The organism is Pseudomonas sp. MPB03 (assembly GCF_046605385.1).
Classification (GTDB): Bacteria; Pseudomonadota; Gammaproteobacteria; order Pseudomonadales; family Pseudomonadaceae; genus Aquipseudomonas; species Aquipseudomonas zanjanensis.
Map to the genome: position 1 here is coordinate 4,508,140 of NZ_CP176770.1, position 19,840 is coordinate 4,527,979.

Annotated in this window: 18 protein-coding genes; 14 read left to right on the plus strand and 4 right to left on the minus strand. The window is 63.7% G+C overall.

What is annotated here, in order from left to right; translation table 11 throughout:
* The first annotated feature begins 12 nt into the window (after window positions 1-12).
* Together ACLH0I_RS19275 and ACLH0I_RS19280 are read left to right on the plus strand one after the other, a co-directional pair.
* Window positions 13-519: a sigma-70 family RNA polymerase sigma factor gene (locus tag ACLH0I_RS19275; protein ID WP_250965206.1), complete on the plus strand. Its 507-nt coding sequence runs from the start codon at window positions 13-15 to the stop codon at window positions 517-519.
* Window positions 516-1,268 (plus strand): anti-sigma factor family protein, encoded by a 753-nt coding sequence (locus ACLH0I_RS19280; RefSeq protein WP_250965205.1) that lies wholly within the window; start codon window positions 516-518, stop codon window positions 1,266-1,268. Before ACLH0I_RS19275 ends, ACLH0I_RS19280 begins: the two co-directional genes overlap by 4 nt.
* Window positions 1,269-1,410: 142 nt before the next feature.
* On the opposite strand, the gene ACLH0I_RS19285 is transcribed toward ACLH0I_RS19280, so the two are convergent.
* Complete coding sequence (locus tag ACLH0I_RS19285; protein ID WP_411385124.1) at window positions 1,411-2,247, minus strand: IclR family transcriptional regulator; 837 nt, start codon at window positions 2,245-2,247, stop codon at window positions 1,411-1,413.
* 246 nt (window positions 2,248-2,493) lie between these two features.
* Between ACLH0I_RS19285 and ACLH0I_RS19290 the strand changes: the two genes are divergently transcribed.
* The 8 genes from ACLH0I_RS19290 to ACLH0I_RS19325 all read left to right on the plus strand — a co-directional run bounded on the left by ACLH0I_RS19290 (window position 2,494) and on the right by ACLH0I_RS19325 (window position 10,794).
* Window positions 2,494-3,519, plus strand: coding sequence for an ABC transporter ATP-binding protein (locus tag ACLH0I_RS19290; RefSeq protein ID WP_411385125.1), 1,026 nt, complete (start codon window positions 2,494-2,496; stop codon window positions 3,517-3,519).
* Window positions 3,516-4,385: an ABC transporter permease gene (locus ACLH0I_RS19295; RefSeq protein ID WP_250965202.1), complete on the plus strand. Its 870-nt coding sequence runs from the start codon at window positions 3,516-3,518 to the stop codon at window positions 4,383-4,385. Before ACLH0I_RS19290 ends, ACLH0I_RS19295 begins: the two co-directional genes overlap by 4 nt.
* A gap of 6 nt (window positions 4,386-4,391) precedes the next feature.
* Window positions 4,392-5,186 (plus strand): ABC transporter permease, encoded by a 795-nt coding sequence (locus ACLH0I_RS19300; protein ID WP_186710008.1) that lies wholly within the window; start codon window positions 4,392-4,394, stop codon window positions 5,184-5,186.
* A 7-nt stretch (window positions 5,187-5,193) separates the two neighbouring features.
* The gene (locus ACLH0I_RS19305) at window positions 5,194-5,484 is read left to right on the plus strand and encodes a (2Fe-2S)-binding protein (RefSeq protein ID WP_003199964.1); all 291 of its coding nucleotides are present in this window, start codon (window positions 5,194-5,196) and stop codon (window positions 5,482-5,484) included.
* A 166-nt stretch (window positions 5,485-5,650) separates the two neighbouring features.
* A complete protein-coding gene (locus ACLH0I_RS19310; protein ID WP_411385126.1) occupies window positions 5,651-7,006 on the plus strand; it encodes an FAD-dependent oxidoreductase in 1,356 nt (451 codons plus the stop codon).
* Entirely contained in the window at window positions 7,003-8,118 is a 1,116-nt protein-coding gene (locus tag ACLH0I_RS19315) for an NAD(P)/FAD-dependent oxidoreductase (RefSeq protein ID WP_411385127.1), read from the plus strand. The genes ACLH0I_RS19310 and ACLH0I_RS19315 overlap by 4 nt, the downstream gene beginning before the upstream one ends.
* Before the next feature lie 18 nt (window positions 8,119-8,136).
* Window positions 8,137-9,198, plus strand: coding sequence for an ABC transporter substrate-binding protein (locus ACLH0I_RS19320; protein ID WP_411385128.1), 1,062 nt, complete (start codon window positions 8,137-8,139; stop codon window positions 9,196-9,198).
* A 243-nt stretch (window positions 9,199-9,441) separates the two neighbouring features.
* The gene (locus ACLH0I_RS19325) at window positions 9,442-10,794 is read left to right on the plus strand and encodes a leucine-rich repeat-containing protein kinase family protein (protein ID WP_411385129.1); all 1,353 of its coding nucleotides are present in this window, start codon (window positions 9,442-9,444) and stop codon (window positions 10,792-10,794) included.
* A 103-nt stretch (window positions 10,795-10,897) separates the two neighbouring features.
* Here ACLH0I_RS19325 and ACLH0I_RS19330 read toward each other — a convergent pair whose 3' ends face one another.
* Window positions 10,898-11,602 carry a YebC/PmpR family DNA-binding transcriptional regulator gene (locus tag ACLH0I_RS19330; protein WP_058544045.1) on the minus strand — a complete coding sequence of 235 codons (705 nt, stop codon included), beginning with the start codon at window positions 11,600-11,602 and terminating at the stop codon, window positions 10,898-10,900.
* A 218-nt stretch (window positions 11,603-11,820) separates the two neighbouring features.
* Here ACLH0I_RS19330 and ACLH0I_RS19335 point away from each other — a divergent pair, with 218 nt between their 5' ends.
* On the plus strand, window positions 11,821-13,227 hold the full coding sequence (locus ACLH0I_RS19335) for a type VI secretion system Vgr family protein (protein ID WP_411385130.1): 1,407 nt from the start codon (window positions 11,821-11,823) through the stop codon (window positions 13,225-13,227).
* Between the two features lie 123 nt (window positions 13,228-13,350).
* Complete coding sequence (locus ACLH0I_RS19340; protein ID WP_186710601.1) at window positions 13,351-13,899, plus strand: cytochrome b; 549 nt, start codon at window positions 13,351-13,353, stop codon at window positions 13,897-13,899.
* Between the two features lie 6 nt (window positions 13,900-13,905).
* Here the strand turns inward: ACLH0I_RS19340 and ACLH0I_RS19345 are convergent, their stop codons facing one another.
* The gene (locus ACLH0I_RS19345) at window positions 13,906-14,814 is read right to left on the minus strand and encodes a 1-aminocyclopropane-1-carboxylate deaminase/D-cysteine desulfhydrase (protein ID WP_411385131.1); all 909 of its coding nucleotides are present in this window, start codon (window positions 14,812-14,814) and stop codon (window positions 13,906-13,908) included.
* Between the two features lie 225 nt (window positions 14,815-15,039).
* On the minus strand, window positions 15,040-17,079 hold the full coding sequence (locus ACLH0I_RS19350; protein ID WP_411385132.1) for an FAD-dependent oxidoreductase: 2,040 nt from the start codon (window positions 17,077-17,079) through the stop codon (window positions 15,040-15,042).
* 240 nt (window positions 17,080-17,319) lie between these two features.
* Here ACLH0I_RS19350 and ACLH0I_RS19355 point away from each other — a divergent pair, with 240 nt between their 5' ends.
* Entirely contained in the window at window positions 17,320-18,537 is a 1,218-nt protein-coding gene (locus ACLH0I_RS19355; RefSeq protein WP_411385133.1) for a DUF3422 domain-containing protein, read from the plus strand.
* Between the two features lie 172 nt (window positions 18,538-18,709).
* Window positions 18,710-19,840: a carbon-nitrogen hydrolase family protein gene (locus ACLH0I_RS19360; RefSeq protein ID WP_411385134.1), complete on the plus strand. Its 1,131-nt coding sequence runs from the start codon at window positions 18,710-18,712 to the stop codon at window positions 19,838-19,840.

Consider the following 19,840-nt stretch of genomic DNA (forward strand, 5'->3'; position numbering starts at 1 on the left):
AACCACACTTTCATGAACGCACTTGACGAACAGTTGCGCGAACTCATCCCCAGGCTACGGCGTTTTGCCGTGTCGCTGACGCGCAACCCGAGCAACGCCGACGACCTGGTGCAGATGTGCCTGGAACGGGCGTTGTCCAAATGGAACGACAAGCGCCCGGACGGCGATCTGCGGGCCTGGCTGTTTTCGATCCTGTATCGACAGTTTCTCGACGGCCATCGCCGCTCCCGGCGCTATGCGCGCATGCTGGCGTTCTTCACCGGCCGCGACGACGCCCACCCTTCGGCCGAGCGCAGCGTGATCGCGCAATCGTCCCTGCAAGCCTTCGATCAGCTCACGACGGAACAGCGCGCGCTGTTGCTCTGGGTGTCGGTGGAAGGCTTGAGTTACCAGCAAGTCGCCGACATCCTCGGCGTACCGACCGGCACGGTGATGTCGCGCCTGTCCCGCGCCCGCCAGGCCCTGCGCCAACTCAGCGATGGCGAAATCACCCGCCCCACCCTGCGGATACTCAAATGATCAGCATGCCCCCCAGCGACAGCGACCTGCACGCCTACGTCGATCGTCAACTGAGCGAAGCCGACCAGCGCCTGGTCGAGACCTACCTGGCCAACCAGCCTGACGTCGCCGCCCAGGTGCGCGCCTGGCAACAGGACGCGCAGCACTTGCGCACGGCCCTAAGCGGCGCCTTGCAACAGCCACCCAACCCGGACCTCGACCCGGCCATGATTCGCCAGCGCCTGAAACATCGCTCCCGCCGCCACCTGGCCAACGCCGCGGTGTTGCTGCTGGCCGTCAGCGTGGGTGGCTTCAGTGGCTGGCAGGCGCGGCAGATGACCCTGCTCAGCGCCGCCGCTCCCATGGCCGATGCCCTGCAGGCGTACCGGTTGATTGCTCAACAGGGCATCCTCCCAGCCGACTACCAGAGCGGCGACGAACAACACATGCAAGATTGGCTCGACCGTTACTTCACCCAGGCCGACCGGTTGCCCGACCTGTCCAGCGCCGGGTTCAAGCCGGTCAGCGGGCGCTTGCTCAGCACCGAGCAAGGCGCGGCGGCGATGGTGGTCTATCAGGATCCGAGCGGCCAGAAGATCAGCTTCTACGTGCGCCCTCCCGGCCCGAAGAATTTCCTGCTGCCCCGGGGCAGTCGCCGCGATGGCGAGCTGCAGGCCGAGTACTGGTCCGGGCCGGGCTACAACTATGCGATGGTCATACCGAGTGATACGCCGACGACGCAGCGGCTCAAGCAGACCCTGAACTTCTGAACCCCCTGCCCTGTGGGAATCTCTGTGGGAGCGAGCTTGCTCGCGATAGCGGTGTATCAGTCGACATCATTTCTAACTGAACCACCGCCATCGCGAGCAAGCTCGCTCCCACAGGGGATACAGGCTGCTCTTGAGAGTGTATTCACCCCTGCCCAAACACCTGCGAAGGCCTTCGCAGCAACGGATCGAACGGGTTGATCCGCGGCCCGATCAGCGCCGCTTCGCGCTTTAGCATATCCACCACCGTCGGCAGGCGATCGGGGCCCAACCGGTCGCTCACGGTGGCCACGCTCAAGGCCGCCACAGCCCGACCTTCGCGATCGAGAATCGGCACGGCCACCCCGGCCATGCCCTGCAATACGCCGGTGTTGCGTCCGGCGTAGCCCAGCGCGCGCACGTTCTCCACTTCCGTGCGCAGGAAGACTTCATCGTAGAGATGGAAATCCTTGAGCCGCGGCAGGTTGTATTGAATCACCGTGTCGCGCTCTTCTTCCGGAAGGAACGCCAGGATCGCCAGGCTGCCCTGCCCCACGCCCAACGCCACGCGGCCACCGATGTCGCCGGTGAATGTGCGGATCGGAAACGGCCCCTCGCTGCGGTCCAGGCAGATGGCATCGAAACCACTGCGGGCGAGCAAAAACAGCGAGTCCCCCAAGGACGCCGACAACCGCAGCATGGCCGGGCGCACCAGCTCGCGCAGGTTGCCGGTGTTCCCGGCCCGGGCCGCCAGGGCGAAAAAATCCAAGCTCAGGCGATAGCGTTTGCTGCGCGCGTCCTGCTCGACCATGCCCTCGTCCATCAGGCTGCGCAGCAGGCGATGCGTGGTGGGCTGGGACAGGCCGATGCGCTGGGCCAGTTGCGTCACCCGTTCACCGCCCTCCACCGTGTCGCCCAAGCTGCGCAACACGGCAAACAGCCTGGAGACTGCGCCGACACCGACTTCGCCTCTCTCATTATTCCGATCAGTGGAATTATTCATCTGGTTTCTCATTGATCAATTTACCCACTGAATGAAACTGAAAATAGTCTTCGCTTCAGTGAAATAGTCCATTGAGCCCATCCTATTCTTCGTCCTACTCTTCGTCCATACAGGGGCGATTCGAACAACAGCGGCAGCCGACTTGAGGTCGAGCGCCAACGCACCCCAGCAGCACCCTTTCGTATCTGCCCATACAAAAAAGCGCGCCTTGCGGCGACGCATAACAATCCCAGGTGGAGCGCAGCGATGGCTTTTTTGCAACTTGAAGGGCTTGGCAAACGTTACGGCGATATCGACGCCGTGGTCGCCACCTATCTGTCGGTGGAAAAAGGCGAGTTCGTCTCGCTACTGGGGCCTTCCGGCTGCGGCAAGACCACGACCTTGCAGATGATCGCCGGCTTCGTCGACGTCAGCAGCGGGCGCATCCTGCTGGACGGCCGCGACATCACCCACGCCAAGCCCGCAAGCCGCGGCCTGGGGGTGGTGTTCCAGAGCTACGCGCTGTTCCCCCACATGACCGTCAAGGACAACGTCGCCTTCGGCCTGCGCATGCGCAAAGTGGCCAACGCCGAGTTGCAACAACGGGTGGACCGGGTGTTGAAACTGGTCCGCCTGGACCGTCACGCCGACCGTTATCCACGCGAACTCTCGGGTGGCCAGCGCCAACGCGTGGCACTGGCCCGGGCGCTGGTGATCGAACCGCCGGTGCTGTTGCTCGACGAGCCGCTGTCCAACCTCGACGCCAATTTGCGCGAAGAGATGCAGTTCGAAATACGCCGCATCCAGCGCGAAGTCGGCATCACCACGCTGATGGTGACCCATGACCAATCCGAAGCCCTGTCGATCAGCGACCGGGTCGTGGTGATGCAGGCCGGGCGCATCACCCAGATCGACGCGCCGTACACCCTTTACGAGCACCCGCGCACCGAGTTCATTTCAGGTTTCGTCGGCAAAGCCAACCTGCTGGCCGGCAGACGCGACAGCGCGGGTATGGTTCAAGCCTGTAGCCCGGCCGAGGGTGAGCTGACACTGAGTTTGCGTCCGGAAAAGATCGACCTGTGCGAGGTCGGTTCAGGGCGACTGCAAGGCACCCTCACCAGCCGCTTCTTTCTCGGCAGCCAATGGCTGTACGGCGTCTCCACCCGCCTGGGTGAACTCTGCGTGGTGCGCCGCAACGATGGCTCGGCGCCCCTGGCCGAAGGCACGGCGGTGGGCCTGGATTGGGATCCGGCCCTGCTGCGGGTATTGAGCGCGGACGAGGTACCGGCATGAAGCTGATCGATGCGATGCGCCGCGGCCGGCAAGGCTACCTGATGTCCGCGCCGGCCCTGGCCCTGTACCTGGGCTTGCTGGTCATTCCCTTGGGCTTGACCTTGGTCTTGTCATTCAACGTATTCGACTACAGCTCGGGCATCAACGGCGATGCCTACACCTTCGAGCACTACACCAGCCTGTTGGGCGATCCGTACTTCTACGAGATCTTTTTGCGCACGTTCTGGATCAGCGCCCTGACCACCCTCCTGTGCGTGCTGATCGGCGTGCCCGAGGCGTACATTCTCAGCCGCATGGGCGCACCGTGGCGCTCGATTTTCCTGATCCTGATCCTCACGCCGCTGCTGATTTCGGTGGTGGTGCGGGCGTTCGGCTGGAGCCTCTTGCTCGGTGCCGACGGCTTGGTCAACCAGGCCCTGCAAGCCCTCGGCGGCGCGCCGGTGAAGCTGCTCTATACGCCGTTCGCCGTGGTCATCGCCCTGGTCCACGTGATGTTGCCGTTCATGATCATTCCGGTCTGGACCTCGCTGCAGAAACTCGACCCGGCCGCCGAGCAGGCCGCGCTATCCCTTGGGGCGAGCCAGTTCACGGTGATCCGCAAGGTGGTACTGCCGCAGATCATGCCCGGCGTTCTGTCCGGCACGCTGATTGTGTTCGGTCTCGCCGCCAGCTCCTTCGCGATTCCCGGCCTGCTCGGCGGACGGCGCTTGAAGATGGTCGCCACGTTGATCTACGACCAGTACCTGTCGGAGCTGAACTGGCCGATGGGCGCGGCCATTGCCGTCGCGCTGCTGCTGCTCAACCTGCTGATCATGCTGTCGTGGAACCGGATGATCGAAGGCCGCTACAAGAAGTCATTGGGGTAATGGGTCATGTCTAGAAACGGTCCTTTCGCGCTGTTGTTCCACGCCTTGGTGGTGATCTTCATGCTCGCGCCGCTGGTGGTGGTCTGCCTCGTCGCCTTCACCCCGGAAAACACCCTGAGCCTGCCGACCACCGAGTTTTCCCTGCGCTGGTTCCGCGCGGTGTTCGAGCGGGCGGATTTTGTCGACGCGTTCTACAACAGCCTGGTCCTGGCGTTCTGCGCGGCCTCGCTGGCGACCTTGATCGCGGTGCCGGCGGCCCTGGCGATCACCCGGCTCGAGTTCCCGGGCCGGGACTTCTTCAACGGCCTGTTCCTGTCGCCGATCATCATTCCGCACCTGGTGCTCGGGGTGGCGTTGCTGCGCCTGTTTGCATTGATGGGCGTGAACGGCAGCTTCGCCTGGCTGATCTTCGCCCATGTGCTGGTGATCACGCCGTATGTGCTGCGCCTGGTGCTGGCCTCGGCCATCGGCCTGGACCGCAGCGCCGAGCAGGCCGCGCAATCGCTGGGCGCCGGACGCTTCACGCTGTTCCGGCAAATCACCTTGCCGATGATCCTGCCGGGGGTGGCCGGAGGCTGGCTGCTGGCGTTCATCAACAGTTTCGATGAGGTCACGCTGTCGATCTTCGTCACCTCGCCGGCCACGCAAACCTTGCCGGTGCGCATGTACGTGTACGCCACCGAATCCATCGATCCGATGATGGCGGCAGTGTCGGCGCTGGTCATCGGGCTCACCGCGCTGACCATGATTCTGCTCGATCGGGTCTATGGCCTGGATCGAGTCCTGGTAGGCAAACAATGAGGGTGTCATGGCACTGCTGAAACGACTGGCCGAAGGCGACCGCCCGGCCCTGGACTTTACCCTCGACGGCCAACCTGCCACCGGCCTGCTGGGCGATACCCTGCTGACCGCCGTGCTGACCTGCAGCGAACACTTGCGCGGCAGTGACTTCAGTGCCGAACCCCGCGCCGGCTTCTGCCTGATGGGTGCCTGCCAGGATTGCTGGGTGCGCCTGGGCGACGGCCGTCGCGTACGCGCCTGCTCGACCTTGCTCGAAGCCGGACAACACATCAGCCGCGAACCGGGGCGCCAGGTATGAAAAGTATCGACTGGCACGGCCTCATCGCGAGCAAGCTCGCTCCCGCAGGGGAACTGCGGCGCTCACAAAACCAGCATCCACAACCGATTCAATGTGGGAGCGAGCTTGCTCGCGATGACGGCTTCGACAACAACACAAATCCCCCGGCCCTGCCCGTGAGGTGGCGATGAAACCGATAACCATCATCGGCGCCGGCCCGGCGGGTATCCGTGCCGCGCAGGCCCTGGTCGCCCATGGCCTGTACCCCGTGCTGCTGGACGAAGCCGCCCGCGGTGGCGGGCAGATCTATCGACGCCAACCGGCCAATTTCAAGCGCCCGTCGAACAAGCTCTATGGCTTCGAAGCACACAAGGCCAACGCCATCCACCAGACCCTCGACCAATTGCGCGGACAGCTCGATTACCGTCCCGATACGCTGGTGTGGAATGCCGAGGCCGGCCTGCTCGATACCTTGCATGAAGGCCGCGCCGATCGCCTCGAATACTCCAGCGTGATTGTCGCAACCGGTGCCACCGACCGGGTCCTGCCCGTGCCAGGATGGACCCTGCCCGGGGTGTACAGTCTGGGCGCGGCGCAGATCGCCCTGAAGTTCCAGGGGTGCGCCATCGGCGAACGGGTGGTGTTCGCCGGCAGCGGCCCCTTGTTGTACCTGGTGGCCTATCAATACGCCCGAGCCGGCGCCAACGTGGTCGCAGTCCTCGACAGCTCACCTTTTAGCGCCCAGGTCCGCGCCCTGCCCGACCTGCTGGTACAACCGACCACCCTCGCCAAAGGCCTGTATTACCGTGCCTGGCTGACCTCCCATGGCATCGCCGTGCATCAAGGGGCGAGCCTGGCGCGAGTCGAAGGAGAACGCCGGGTGCAGTCGCTGGCATGGCGCAACGCAAGCGGCGAACACACGCTCGATTGTGACGCGGTGGCCTTCGCCCACGGCTTGCGCAGCGAAACCCAACTGGCCGACCTGTTGGGCTGCGAGTTTGCCTGGAATATCCTCAACCGCGCGTGGCTGCCCCAACGGGACCGCGCCGGACGCAGCAGCGTGCCGGGGGTTTATCTGGCCGGTGACGGTGCCGGCATCATGGGCGCCGACGCGGCAGAGCTGGCCGGTGAACGGGCGGCCCTGGCCTTGCTTGAAGACCTCGGCTACGCCACCGACCCGCAGCGTTGCACGCAGCTGGAACAAGCCCTTGAACGCATCGGCCGGTTTCGCGAAGGGCTGGAGCGCGCATTTGCCTTTCCTGAACAGTGGGCTGCCGACGCCGCCGATCAACTGATGATCTGCCGCTGCGAAGAAGTCAGCGTTGGCGACATCCGCCGCGTGGTGAACGAAGGCCATTGGGAAATCAATCGGGTCAAGGCCCATTGCCGGGTCGGCATGGGCCGTTGCCAGGGACGGATGTGCGGCAGCGCGGCTGCGGAAATCATTGCCTGCGAAAGTGGCCGCGCCATCGCCACCATCGGCCGCTTGCGGGCCCAGGCGCCGATCAAACCCGTGCCGTTCGGCCTGGAGGTCGAGCCATGATCGAAGTGGATGTGGTGATCATTGGCGGCGGCATCGTCGGCGCCTCGGCGGCGCTGTTCCTGAGCCAGGCCGGACGCCGGGTGGCGCTGCTGGAACGCGACTTCTGCGGCTCGCACTCCAGCGGCGTGAACTACGGTGGCGTACGTCGCCAGGGTCGACCGCTGTCGCAATTGCCCTTGTCGCAACGGGCCCATGAAATCTGGCACCAGTTGCCCCAGTTGATCGGCATCGACGGCGAGTACCAGCGTAGCGGCCACTTGAAGCTGGCTCGCAGTGCCGCAGACCTGCAAGCGCTGCACGACTATGCGGCCGCCAGCCAAGGCTTTGGCCTGGATCTGCAACTGCTTGATCGCACGGCCCTGCGCGCGCGCTTTCCGTGGGTCGGCACCGTCGCGGTCGGGGCGTCGCTGTGCCCGGAAGACGGCCATGCCAATCCGCGCCTGGTGTCGCCAGCCTTCGCCCAAGCCGCGCGCCGACAGGGTGCGCAAATCCACGAACAATGCGCCGTCAGCCATGTTGAGCACGACGGCCGGCGCTTTGTCGTACCCACCGCAACGGGCCTGACGTTCCACGCGCCCTGGCTGCTGAACTGCGCCGGTGCCTGGGCCAGCCAGTTCGCCGCGCAATTTGGCGAAGCGGTGCCGATGCACGCCGGGCACCCGGCGATGCTGGTCACCGAACCCTTGCCCTTGGTCATGGATGCCAGCACGGGCGTCGAGGGCGGTGGCATCTACGCCCGCCAGGTCTCGCGCGGAAATTGCGTGCTGGGAGGCGGCCAAGGTTTTGCGCTGGATGCCGCTCGCGCCCGGCCCGGCCAGAACGCCGTGCTGGACATCCTGCGCCAGGCCGTCGAGCTCTACCCGTTTTTGCAAGGCGCCCAGGCGATTCGTACCTGGAGCGGCACCGAAGGCTACCTGCCCGATCGCCAACCGGTGATCGGCCACAGCAGCACCCAGCCCGGTCTGTTGCACGCGTTCGGCTTTGCCGGCGCGGGCTTCCAGATCGGCCCGGCGGTGGGCCAGGCGCTCACCGAGATCATCTGCAGCGGGGCTTCGTCCACGCCGCTGGATGCGTTTTCCATCACCCGGTTTCACTCCATCTCCGTTGCTTGATAGAGGAAGGTCGCGCCAATGAATAACGTCAAACGCAGTGCACTGTTCGGTTTCTGCTCGCTGGGTTCCGCTTGCCTGGGCGCCCTGCTCCCGGTCACCCAGGCGTTGGCCGAGCCGACGCTTTACCTGGGCATGAACGGCGGCACCATGGAGCGGCTCTACGCCGACAAGGTCTTGCCGGCTTTCGAGAAAGCCAACAACGTCAAAGTGGTCATCGTGCCCGGCACCTCCGCCGACATCCTGGCGAAAGTCCAGGCCAGCAAGGGCAACCCGCAGATGCACGTGATGTTCCTCGATGACGGCATCATGTACCGCGCCATCGCGATGGGGCTGTGCGACAAACTCGAGGACAGCCCGACCCTGGCGCAGATCCCGGCCAAGGGACGCATCAAGGATCAGGCCGTGGCGGTCAGCCTCGGCGTGACGGGGCTGGCCTACAACACCCGGCTGTTCAAGGAAAAAGGCTGGAATACGCCCACCTCCTGGATGGACCTGGCCGATCCGCGCTTCAAGGACAAAGTGGTGTTCCAGTCGATGGCCTCGTCTACCTTCGGCCTGCACGGCTTCTTGATGTTCAACCGGATCCAGGGCGGCAGCGAAACCGACGTCGAGCCCGGCTTCAAGGCGTGGCCGAACACGGTGGGCCGCAACGTACTGGAGTACATCCCGAGCTCGGCGAAGATATCCGAAATGCTGCAGACCGACGAAGCCGCGCTGTTTCCGCTGACGCCGACCCAGGTAACCGCGTTGAAACTCAAGGGCATGCCGGTGGAATATGCCCAGCCGAAGGAAGGCGCCGTGGTCCTCAACGTCGCCGAATGCGCCATTGCGCAGAACACCCAACCGGAACTGGCGCAAAAACTTGCAGAGTTCCTGCTGACCCCGCAAGCCCAGGCCATCGCCCTGGAAGAAGGCGACCAGATTCCGTCCAACCCCAACACCCCGACCACCGACAAGACCCGTGGCCAGGTAGAGGCGATGAAGCAATACCTGGAGACAGCGATTGCCGTGGATTGGGACCAGGTCAACGAACAACGCCCGGCCTGGAACGCCCGCTGGAACCGCAGCATCGAGCGCTAGAACGCGCTTTGCAGTTATCATGCGGCCAATTCACACCGAATTGAACAGATAACCTGTGGCGAGGGAGCTTGCTCCCGCTGGGCTGCAAAGCAGCCCCCAAACCAGACACCAAGGTGTGTCAGACTGATTGCAGGGCCGCTTTTGGGGCTGCCATGCAGCCCAGCGGGAGCAAGCTCCCTCGCCACAGGTTCTGTGCTGGTTTCAGTATTTGTGCCCGTCCCTTGATCAACAGCGAACCCTCCCATGCACACCCTCGCCCAACTACGCGCCGGCCAGCTCTCGGGGATTACCCGGCTGGACTTGGCCTGCGGCTTGACGGAGTTTCCCCGGGAAATCTTCGAGCTGGCCGATTCCCTCGAGATCCTCAACCTCAGCGGCAATCAGCTGGACACGCTGCCCGACGACCTGCATCGGCTGCCCCACCTGCGTGTGCTGTTCTGCTCGGATAACCGCTTCACCGAACTGCCCGAATGCCTGGGCCGTTGCAGCGCGTTGACCATGGTTGGTTTCAAGGCCAACCGCATCGCCCGTGTCACGGGCGCCGCGCTGCCGCCAAGGCTGCGCTGGTTGATCCTGACCGATAACGACGTCGAAGAGTTGCCCGACGAGCTGGGCCAACGCCCACACCTGCAAAAACTGATGCTGGCCGGTAACCGTTTGCAGCAGTTGCCGGCGAGCCTGGGCCAGTGTCATCGCCTGGAGCTGCTGCGCATCGCCGCCAATCAACTGACCGAACTGCCGCAATGGTTGTTGGAGCTACCGAGCCTCAGTTGGCTGGCCTACGCCGGCAACCCGCTGGAAGCCAAGGCAGAAGCGGCGGCACTGAATACCACTGTGCCTATCGACTGGTCGCAACTGGCGCTGCAACAACCACTGGGTGAAGGGGCATCCGGGGTGATTCACCAGGCGCTCTGGCAAGCCCCCGGCCAGGTGGCGCGAAACGTCGCCGTGAAGCTGTACAAAGGCCAGATGACCAGCGACGGCTCGCCCCTGCATGAAATGCATGCCTGCATCACGGCCGGTCGACACCCGAACCTGATCGACGTGTTGGGCCAAGTCACCGGGCACCCCGAGCAACAGGCCGGGCTGGTGATGGCGCTGATCGACCCCAGCTACCGCAACCTCGCCGGGCTGCCGAGCCTGGCGTCATGCAGCCGCGACGTGTATGCCGATGATCTGCGCCTGAACGCCCCGGCGGCCTTGCGCATCGCTTACGGCATCGCCTCGGCGGCGGCGCACCTGCACCGCCAAGGCATCACCCACGGCGATCTCTACGGGCACAACATCCTGTGCAATGACCAGGGTGATTGCCTGCTGGGCGATTTTGGCGCGGCGTCGTTCCACGCCATCACGGATAACCTGCAAACCCGCGCACTGCAACGCATCGAGGTGCGGGCCTTCGGGATTCTGCTGGGGGAATTGCTGGCGCGGATCGAACCGGCGCTCGCGGCACAGGATCTTGCATGGCTGCAGGATTTGCAGGCGCGCTGCTGTCAGCCGGAGGTGCTGGCGCGGCCGGGGTTCGATGAGATTGAAGGTTTGCTCCGTGACCGTGGCGAGGGAGCTTGCTCCCGCTGGGCTGCGAAGCAGCCCTGATCCGGCACCGCGGTCTGTCAGTAAGACCGCGTCGGCCCATTTGCGACGGCTTCGCCGCCGAGCGGGAGCAAGCTCCCTCGCCACAGGGGTTGCGCGTATTCGCTTACCCCGCCAACCCGACAAACATGTCCTGCACGTCATCGTGATTGTCGAGGCCTTCGAGGAAGGCTTCGACTTCGGCCATCTGCTCATCGGTCAAGCCGCTGACCGGGTTCTTCGGCTGGTAGCCCAGCTTGGCCGACAACACGGTGAAGCCCTGCTCCGGCAAGGCCTTCTGTACCGCATCGAGGTCGGCAGGGTCGGTGATAAACAACGTCGCGCCTTCTTCACCCGGCTCGAAATCCTGGGCACCGGCCTCGATGGCGGCCATTTCCGGATCGGCATCCGGGCTGTCCGGCGCGGCTTCGATCATGCCGACATGATTGAAGTCCCACGCCACCGAACCCGAGGCACCCAGTTGGCCCTTGCGGAAGGCGACGCGAATTTCGGCTACGGTACGGTTGATGTTATCGGTCACGCATTCAACGATCAGCGGCACCTGGTGCGGCGCGAACCCTTCGTAGGTGACACGGTGGTATTGCACGGTTTCACCGAGCTGGCCAGAACCTTTCTTGATCGCGCGCTCCAGGGTCTCGCGGGGCATCGAGGCCTTTTTCGCCTGCTCGACCACCAGCCGCAGGTGCGCGTTGGTCGCGGTATCAGCGCCGTTGCGCGCGGCAATGGTGATTTCCTTCACCAGCTTGCCGAAGATCTTGCCCTTGGCGTTGGCAGCCGCTTCTTTGTGTTTAACCTTCCACTGTGCGCCCATTACTCACTCTCTTGTCTGACGCGCCGAGACATCTGTCGGCCGGCGCTGTGGCGCAAGTTTATACGGCCTAAACCGGCTGATCGACCAAAAAATCACCGTGCCGGATCGACATTTTCACAGTGTGTTGTAGGGCGTTTCTGAAATAGCGGCTCACAAGCACCATTTCCTCCCGTGGTTTCGTACCCTCTGTGCCTCTCTCCCCGCCAGTAGGAGGCGCGATGCGCAACGACACGGAAAGTCCCTTCAGCCTGACGCTCACGCAAAGCGACTTGCAGCTGCAAGTCTTGCGCTTCAATGGCCGCGAAGCCCTCAACCAGCCGTACCGTTTCGACCTCGAATTGATCGGCCTGGCCCCACCGATAGACCCCGACCTGCTATTGGGGCACCCGGCCTTCCTGCGCCTGGACCGCGACTCGGGTATCCATGGGATTATCCACAGCGTTTGCCTGAGCGCCCCGGCACCGCGGCGCATCGGTTATCGCTTGACCTTGGTTCCCTACCTGCAGCAATTGGAACAAGGCCCACGGCGCCGGGTTTTCCATCGGCTCAGCGTGGTGCAGGTGCTGCGACGCCTGCTGGAAGACAACGGCCTGCCCGCCGACAGCTACCGTTTCGAGCTGCCCCACGGGCAGTATCCATGCCGCCCGTTCTGCATCCAGTACGACGAAAGCGACCTGACCCTCCTGCAACGGCTGTGCGAGGAAGAAGGCATTCATTACCACTTCGAACACACCCCTCAGGGCCACGTCCTGGTGTTTGCCGAAGACCCGAAGAGTTTTCCCACACGGCCCGTCGAACTGTCCCTGCGCCCGAACGACAACTCGATACCGGCCATCAAGCGCTTGTATTTGCGTCACCACGGGGTGCTGCCTGGCTTGCCCGTCGGGTTCAGCGATCGGGCCACGACTGACACCGAGGCCTGGGCGGCGAATCAACCCATTGAGCAGATCGACCATGAGGTCATGCACGGCGATCCGGCCTTGACTCACCGGTACCAGGCCGGTCGCCGCCACCTGGAACGGTTGCGCTGTCGGCAGCGGGAAATCCATGGCCACAGTGACCAACCCGCCCTGCACGGCGGCGACATCGTGCAGATCTGCGAGCACCCGGTTTCCACGTTCAACGATCAATGGCTGATCACCGAGGTCCAGCACCGCGGACGGCAGTTTTCGATCCTTGAACCGGACCTGCCCGCCACATCGTCGGCCCGTGACTACCACAATCGCTTCACCGCCATTCCCTGGGCCACCGTGTTCAGGCCGGCCCTCAAGCACCCTAAGCCCTGCATCCCCGGGTATCACCTGGCCCATGTACTCGGCCATCCCGGCCAACCGGCCCAGTCCGATGAGCGCGGGCAAGTCAGCGTCAGCCTATGGGCGCCGGACCAGGAGGGCATCACGCTGCCCGTGTCACGACTGACGCTGAACAACAGCCCCTCGCTGGTGGCCGGCAGCGAAGTGCTGGTCAGTTTTCTCGATGGCGACCCCGATCGGCCGGTGCTGTGCCCAGGGGCTGTCGATACCGGCGCAGGACACGCCGCCGCCCCACCGAAACCGTCCCGTGGCAACCCTGATGCCGGACTGCTGTTGGACTGGCTGCTGAACCCGCCAGACTTCACGCCCTGAGCCTGAACGTGGCTTCTTGCCGCAAACCTGATCTGGCTCATGCAAACCCAGCGAAACGGGCATACAGTTAATGCACAACGCCGCTCTAGACGGCGCTTTGCCCTGATTGTTGGAGATACCGCGATGCCCTGGAAAAATTCGGAAAACCGCTACAGTACCGTCACGGTAACCTTGCATTGGCTAATGCTGGTGCTGCTGGCCGTGGTTTATGCCTGCATTGAGTTGCGGGGAATTTTCCCCAAGGGCAGTGGTGGCCGGACCCTGATCAAGGAAGCGCATTTCATGCTTGGCCTGACCGTGTTCCTGCTGGCCTGGCTGCGCCTGTTCGCCCGCACCAGGGGCAAGGCACCGGCAATTTTCCCGGCCTCCCCCGCCTGGCAAACCCTCCTCGCCCGCCTGATGCACTGGGCGCTGTATGTATTCATGATCGCCATGCCGCTGCTGGGCTGGCTGATCACCAGCGCCGAAGGACACCAGGTGATGTTCTACGGTTTCGACTTGCCGTTGCTCATCGATCAAGACAAGGATTTTGCCAAGCAATTGGAAGGCTGGCATGTGCTCGGCGGCACCATCGGCTATTGGTTGATTGGCCTGCATGCCTTGGCGGGGCTGTATCACCACTACGTGGTACGCGACAACACGCTGTTGCGGATGATGCCCAAACGCGGCTGATCGCCATCAGTCAAACCCTCGGCGGCCTTGCAGACCGCCGGTGTGGACAAAGATCAAACGGGTGCCAGGGGCAAACCTTCCGGCCTCGACGTGCGTCTTGAGCGCCATCAAGGCCTTGCCGGTGTACAACGGTTCCAGTTCGATGGCCGCCGTGGTTTCGATGAAGGCAGTCAGCTCGGCATCGACCCGGGCGAAACCACCACGGCTGCCGTCGAGCAATTCATAACGCGGATCACAAAGCCCCGCCTCCCCCACGATGCGCTCGACCTGCTGGGCCACGCCATGGTCCGGGGGCACCGCCAGCACACCGTAGACCGCACGCTTGCCCGCTTCGGCCAGCACCAGCCCGGCCAATGATGTTCCCGTGCCGCAGGCCAGCCACCAGCCGTGATAATCCGCCCACCCCAACGCCCCCAATTGTTGATCGACACTGGCCGCCCAGGCCATGCAGCCTTGTGCCCCAGGCAATCCCGAACCGCCCTCGGGCACCGGGTGCAAATGTGGATAGCGGGCCTGCCACGGCCCCCAGAAACCTGGGGCATGTCGCTCTCGGTACCCGCCATAACCCAACCAATGCAATTCCATGCCGAATGCTGTCAGGTCGCGCACCGTCGGCGTGTCCTGGGGGTGACCGCGCAGCAGCCCGGCCGTGGGAAACCCGAAGCGCTTGCCGGCCGCCGCCAGCGCATGCAAATGATTGGAATAGGCCCCGCCCAGGCTGATGATCCCCTCGGCACCGGCTTCATGGGCGGCGCGCAGAGGGTGGACCAGTTTGAACCATTTGTTGCCGCTGATCAGTGGATCGATCCGGTCCAGGCGCAACACCGCCACTTCAACACCTGCATGGGCGAGCCAGTCCAGGTGAAGGGGTTCGAGTCGGGGTTGGGGATGCCAGTCGAGGGCGGGAAGCAGCATGGCGGCAGGTCGGAGGAAATAGGCTGGCATCTTACCAGTTGGTCACGGACGATCCGACACCACCAAAACCTGTGGGAGCGGGCTTGCTCGCGAAGAGGCAGGCACATCCAATATTTTCATTGACTGACACACCGCCTTCGCGAGCAAGCCCGCTCCCACCTGGAATCAGCGGCGACCTTGACTTCCATATTTGCGAAGCAAGGTCGCGTCCACAGTTGTTGTGCCTTACAACTGCGCCGCCAACCGCGAGCCCTGGTTGATCGCCCGCTTGGCATCCAGCTCAGCCGCCACATCGGCACCGCCGATGAGGTGAACGGTCTGCCCTGCCGCTTCCAGGCCTTCCTGCAACTCACGCAACGGATCCTGGCCGGCGCAGATCACGATGTTGTCCACCGCCAGCACTTGCGGCTCGCCGGTTTCGCCGATGCGAATGTGCAGGCCGTCGTCGTCGATCTTCAAGTATTCGACGCTGTTGAGCATCTGCACCTGCTTGTTCTTCAGGCCCGTGCGGTGAATCCAGCCGGTGGTCTTGCCCAGGCCGTCACCGACCTTGGACGCCTTGCGTTGCAGCAGGAACACCTGGCGCGCCGGTGCATGGGGTTCGGCCTTGATCCCGGCGACGCCGCCGCGCGCTTGGAGATGGGTGTCGATCCCCCACTCCTTCCAGAACGCCTCACGGTCCTGGCTGGTGGCGACGCCCTGGTGAACCAGGAATTCCGACACGTCGAAGCCAATACCGCCGGCACCGATCACCGCGACACTGCGCCCCACCGGCTTGCGTTCGAGGATCACGTCCAGGTAGCTCAAGACCTTGGCATGCTCCACCCCGGGAATCGCCGGCACCCGGGGGGCGATGCCGGTGGCGAGGATGATCTCGTCGTAACCGCCGGCCACCAATTGCGCCACATCCACCCGGGTGTCGAGGCACAGCTCGACATGACTGGTCTGCAATTTGCGCTTGAAGTAGCGCAGGGTTTCGAAGAACTCTTCCTTGCCCGGCACGCGCTTGGCGACGTTGAACTGGCCACCGATTTCGCTGGCCGAATCGAACAGCGTCACCTGGTGCCCGCGCTCGGCCGCCACCGTGGCCGCGGACAACCCGGCCGGACCAGCGCCAACCACGGCGATTTTCTTCACCTGGGTCACCGGCAGGTAGTTCAGCTCGGTTTCGTGGCAGGCCCGCGGGTTGACCAGGCAACTGGTGAGCTTGCCGCCAAAGGTGTGGTCCAGGCACGCCTGGTTGCAGCCGATGCAGGTGTTGATTTCATCGCTGCGACCGGCGGCAGCCTTGTTGACGAACTCCGGATCGGCCAGGAACGGCCGCGCCATGGAAACCATGTCGGCATCGCCTTCGGCCAGGATCTGCTCGGCCACTTCCGGGGTGTTGATGCGGTTGGTGGTGATCAAAGGGATGTTCACCGAACCGCGCAGCTTGGCCGTGACTTTGCTGAACGCCGCCCGTGGAACCTTGGTGGCGATGGTGGGAATCCGTGCTTCGTGCCAGCCGATACCGGTGTTGATGATCGTCGCGCCCGCCTGCTCGATGGCCTTGGCCAACTGGACGATTTCGTCCCAGGTGCTGCCGCCTTCCACCAGGTCGAGCATCGACAGGCGAAAGATGATGATGAAGTTCGGGCCTACCGCCTCGCGCACCCGACGGACGATTTCCACCGGCAGGCGCATGCGGTTTTCATAGCTGCCGCCCCAACGGTCGGTACGGTGGTTGGTATGGGCCGCCAGGAACTGGTTAATGAAATAACCTTCCGAGCCCATGATTTCGACGCCGTCGTATTCGGCCTTCCGGGCCAGGACCGAGCACGTGACGAAATCGCTGATCTGCTTCTCGATGCCTTCCTCATCCAGCTCCTTGGGCTTGAACGGGTTGATCGGCGCCTGGATCGCACTCGGTGCCACTTGCTTGGGGCTGTAGGCGTAGCGCCCGGCGTGCAGAATCTGCATGCAGATCTTGCCGCCGGCCTCATGCACGGCCCGGGTTACGATCTGGTGCTTGAGCGCCTCTTCTTCGGTGGTCAGCTTGGCCGCGCCGGAGTAGACACCGCCTTCGTCGTTCGGCCCGATCCCACCGGTGACCATCAGGCCCACGCCGCCCCGGGCGCGCTCGGCGAAATACGCCGCCATGCGTTCGAAGCCGCCGGGTTTCTCTTCCAGGCCGGTGTGCATCGAACCCATCAGGGTGCGGTTGCGCAACGTGGTGAAGCCCAAGTCCAGCGGGGCCAGCAGGTGCGGGTAATGAGAGGCGGTCATCGGTAACTCCACAACGGGCGATCACGGAATAAAGCGCAAGTTCTGCGGCTTGCGTCTGTCATGGCCCACAGCGTAAGAGTCCGGCTGCGGCTGCTCAATGACCGTAACTGACAACTTAATGATCCAAATGTGCAGGACGCCGATCAGCTGTGCGTGACTCTCGACGGGATGGGCCAGTCCTATGAACGCTGGCTCAGGTGCTCACCTCCAAAATAACGCCAATTACACGGTCGCCCTCGCATGCATCCCCAACGAAAAATGCTGCACAACGAGTTGCACGCCCGCCCGTCGTTGTATTTCGACGAACCGGCCCACGTCTTCCACTTGGCATTCCTGGGCGACAACGCCCAGTGCAACGCACTGCTCGAGAGACTGTGCCCCGATACCGTCGCAGCAGACGCCGCACAAGGCATCACCCGCCTGGAAGGCCATCCGCTGAAGTGGGAGCGCCACGCCGAATTCTTTACCCTGACCCTGGTCGTGCCTGCCAGCAGCAACGAGCTGCAATGGACGACACTGCCCGAAAGCCTTGCCCGGGGCATCGAAGGCCACACCCAGCACCTCATCAATGCCGTTCAGGTGGTGGTGCGTGCCGAAGCCGGCCTCGACCTGCCCAGCTACGGGTTCAAGGACCCTTGCGGCTCATGCGTGGGCGGTGGCGATGCGGTGGTCTGGAGCGATTTTCGCCTGACCGAGGACGGCACCAATCGCCTCTTGTTCATCAACCGACGGCTCAACGCCTATCGCCAGGGGCGCATGATCCGGCGCCTGTTGGAAATCGAAACCTATCGCATGATGGCGTCCTTGTCCCTCAGTATCGCCAAGGCACTGGACCCGCAACTGAACGAATTCGATCGCACCCTGGTGAGCCTCTCCGAGCGCAACGCCAACGCCAGTGGCGTGCATGCCAAGGCCCTGTTGGAGGATATCGCCCTGCTGTCGCGCCAGGTCGTCAGCAGCTCGGTCAGGACTCGCCACCGCTTCAGCGCGACCCGCGCCTACGCGCAACTGGTGTTCGAGCGCCTGGGGGAGTTGCGCGAAAGCCATTTGGGAGATTGCCAGCGTTTGGGCGTGTTCATCGAACGCCGTTTCAAGCCCACGGTGCGTTATTGCGCCGCCACTGAACAGCGCCTCGAACAACTGGCCATGAGCGTCGCCAACCTGGGCGACCTGCTGCAAGCCCGCGTGCAAGTCGAGATGGAAGACCAGAACGCCGAGATCCTGCGCAGCCTCAATGCCCGCGCCGATGCCCAGATCAAGATCCAGCGCGCCGTGGAAGGCCTGTCGATCATCGCCATCACTTACTACCTGATCAACCTGTTCAAGTTGGTCTACAGCGGGTTGCACACCTTGGGCGCACACCTCTCGGCCCGTGACGCGCTGCTGGGCATGACGCCACCGGTGCTGTTGATCATGTTGCTGATTCTGATCCGGATCAGGAAGGCCAAGAGTCACTAGCCGCCCTGCCCAGCGCCAAGGGCGTCCACGGGTTCCATGGACGCCTTTGCGTACGCTTGCCGTGCGTACAAATCCTCACCCGCCCTTCGCTAATCCCTTGTTTTACCGTACCCTGCCCCGTGACTCTTGATGAAAAATCACGAACCTGAACACGGCCGCTGACTGTTCCCCCATGCGCAAATTTCTGTACTTGCTGTTTTCACTGGCCTTGATTGCCGCCCTGGTCACCTACGCACTGTGGACGACGGATCGGCCGGCCGGCCATTACCTGTCAGACCTGCGTATCACCCTGGCGGTCGACCAGGGCACGCCGGCCGACCGTGGCAATCTGCTGGGCATCCAACCCGAACTGTTCCCCACCGACTACCAGAGCCCCGAGCGCCTGCATCGCAAACTGGCGGCCTATCTGCAGGCGGCCCGCGACCAGGGTTTTCTCAGTGCCAAGACCGTCGTGGTCCTGCCCGAGCACATCGGCACCTGGCTGATGGTCGGTGGCGAAAAAGACGAGTTGTACCAGGCCACCTCCTTGAAGGAAGCCATGAACTGGCTGGCGGTGAGCAATCCGCTGGCGTTCGTCCAGGCGCTGGTCAGCGCCGAGGGCAGTAACCGGTTGGACGATGCCTACCTGCGCATGAAAGCCGAGCGCATGGCCCGTGATTATCAAACACTGTTCGGCGGGCTCGCCAAGGAGTTCGGCATCACCCTGGTGGCTGGCTCCATCGTGCTGCCCGAACCCAGCGTCAACGAAGGCGAGCTGAAGATTGGCCGTGGCGCGTTGTACAACAGCAGCCTGGTGTTCGGCAGCGATGGCCGGCCGATCGGCCAGCCGCAACGCCAACGACATCCGGTGTTCGAGCAACAGGATGTGCTGGGCGCCGAACATCCGGCCGCCCCCCTGGTCATCGACACGCCTGCCGGGCGCCTGGGCGTGCTCATCGGCAGCGACAGTTGGTACCCGCTCCACTACCGCCAGCTCAATGAACAGGGTGCGCAACTGATCGCGGTACCCGCCTTTGTCATCGGTCGCGGCGCCTGGGACAAGCCCTGGAGCGGTTATAAAGGCCTGTCCACGCCGAGCGAAGTGAGCCTCAGGCCTGGCGAAGTGAGTGAGGGGCAAGCCTGGCATCGCCTGACACTGACCAGCCAGTTGCCTATCAGCCAGGCCCGGGGCGGCGTCAGCGTGTTCCTGCGCGGGCAGTTCTGGGACAGCGGCAGTGCCGGCCAGAGCTTTATCAGCCACAACGGCCAGCACTTCCCCGACAGCGAAGCCCGTGGCGCCCGCCTGTTGAACTTGTGGTTGTAA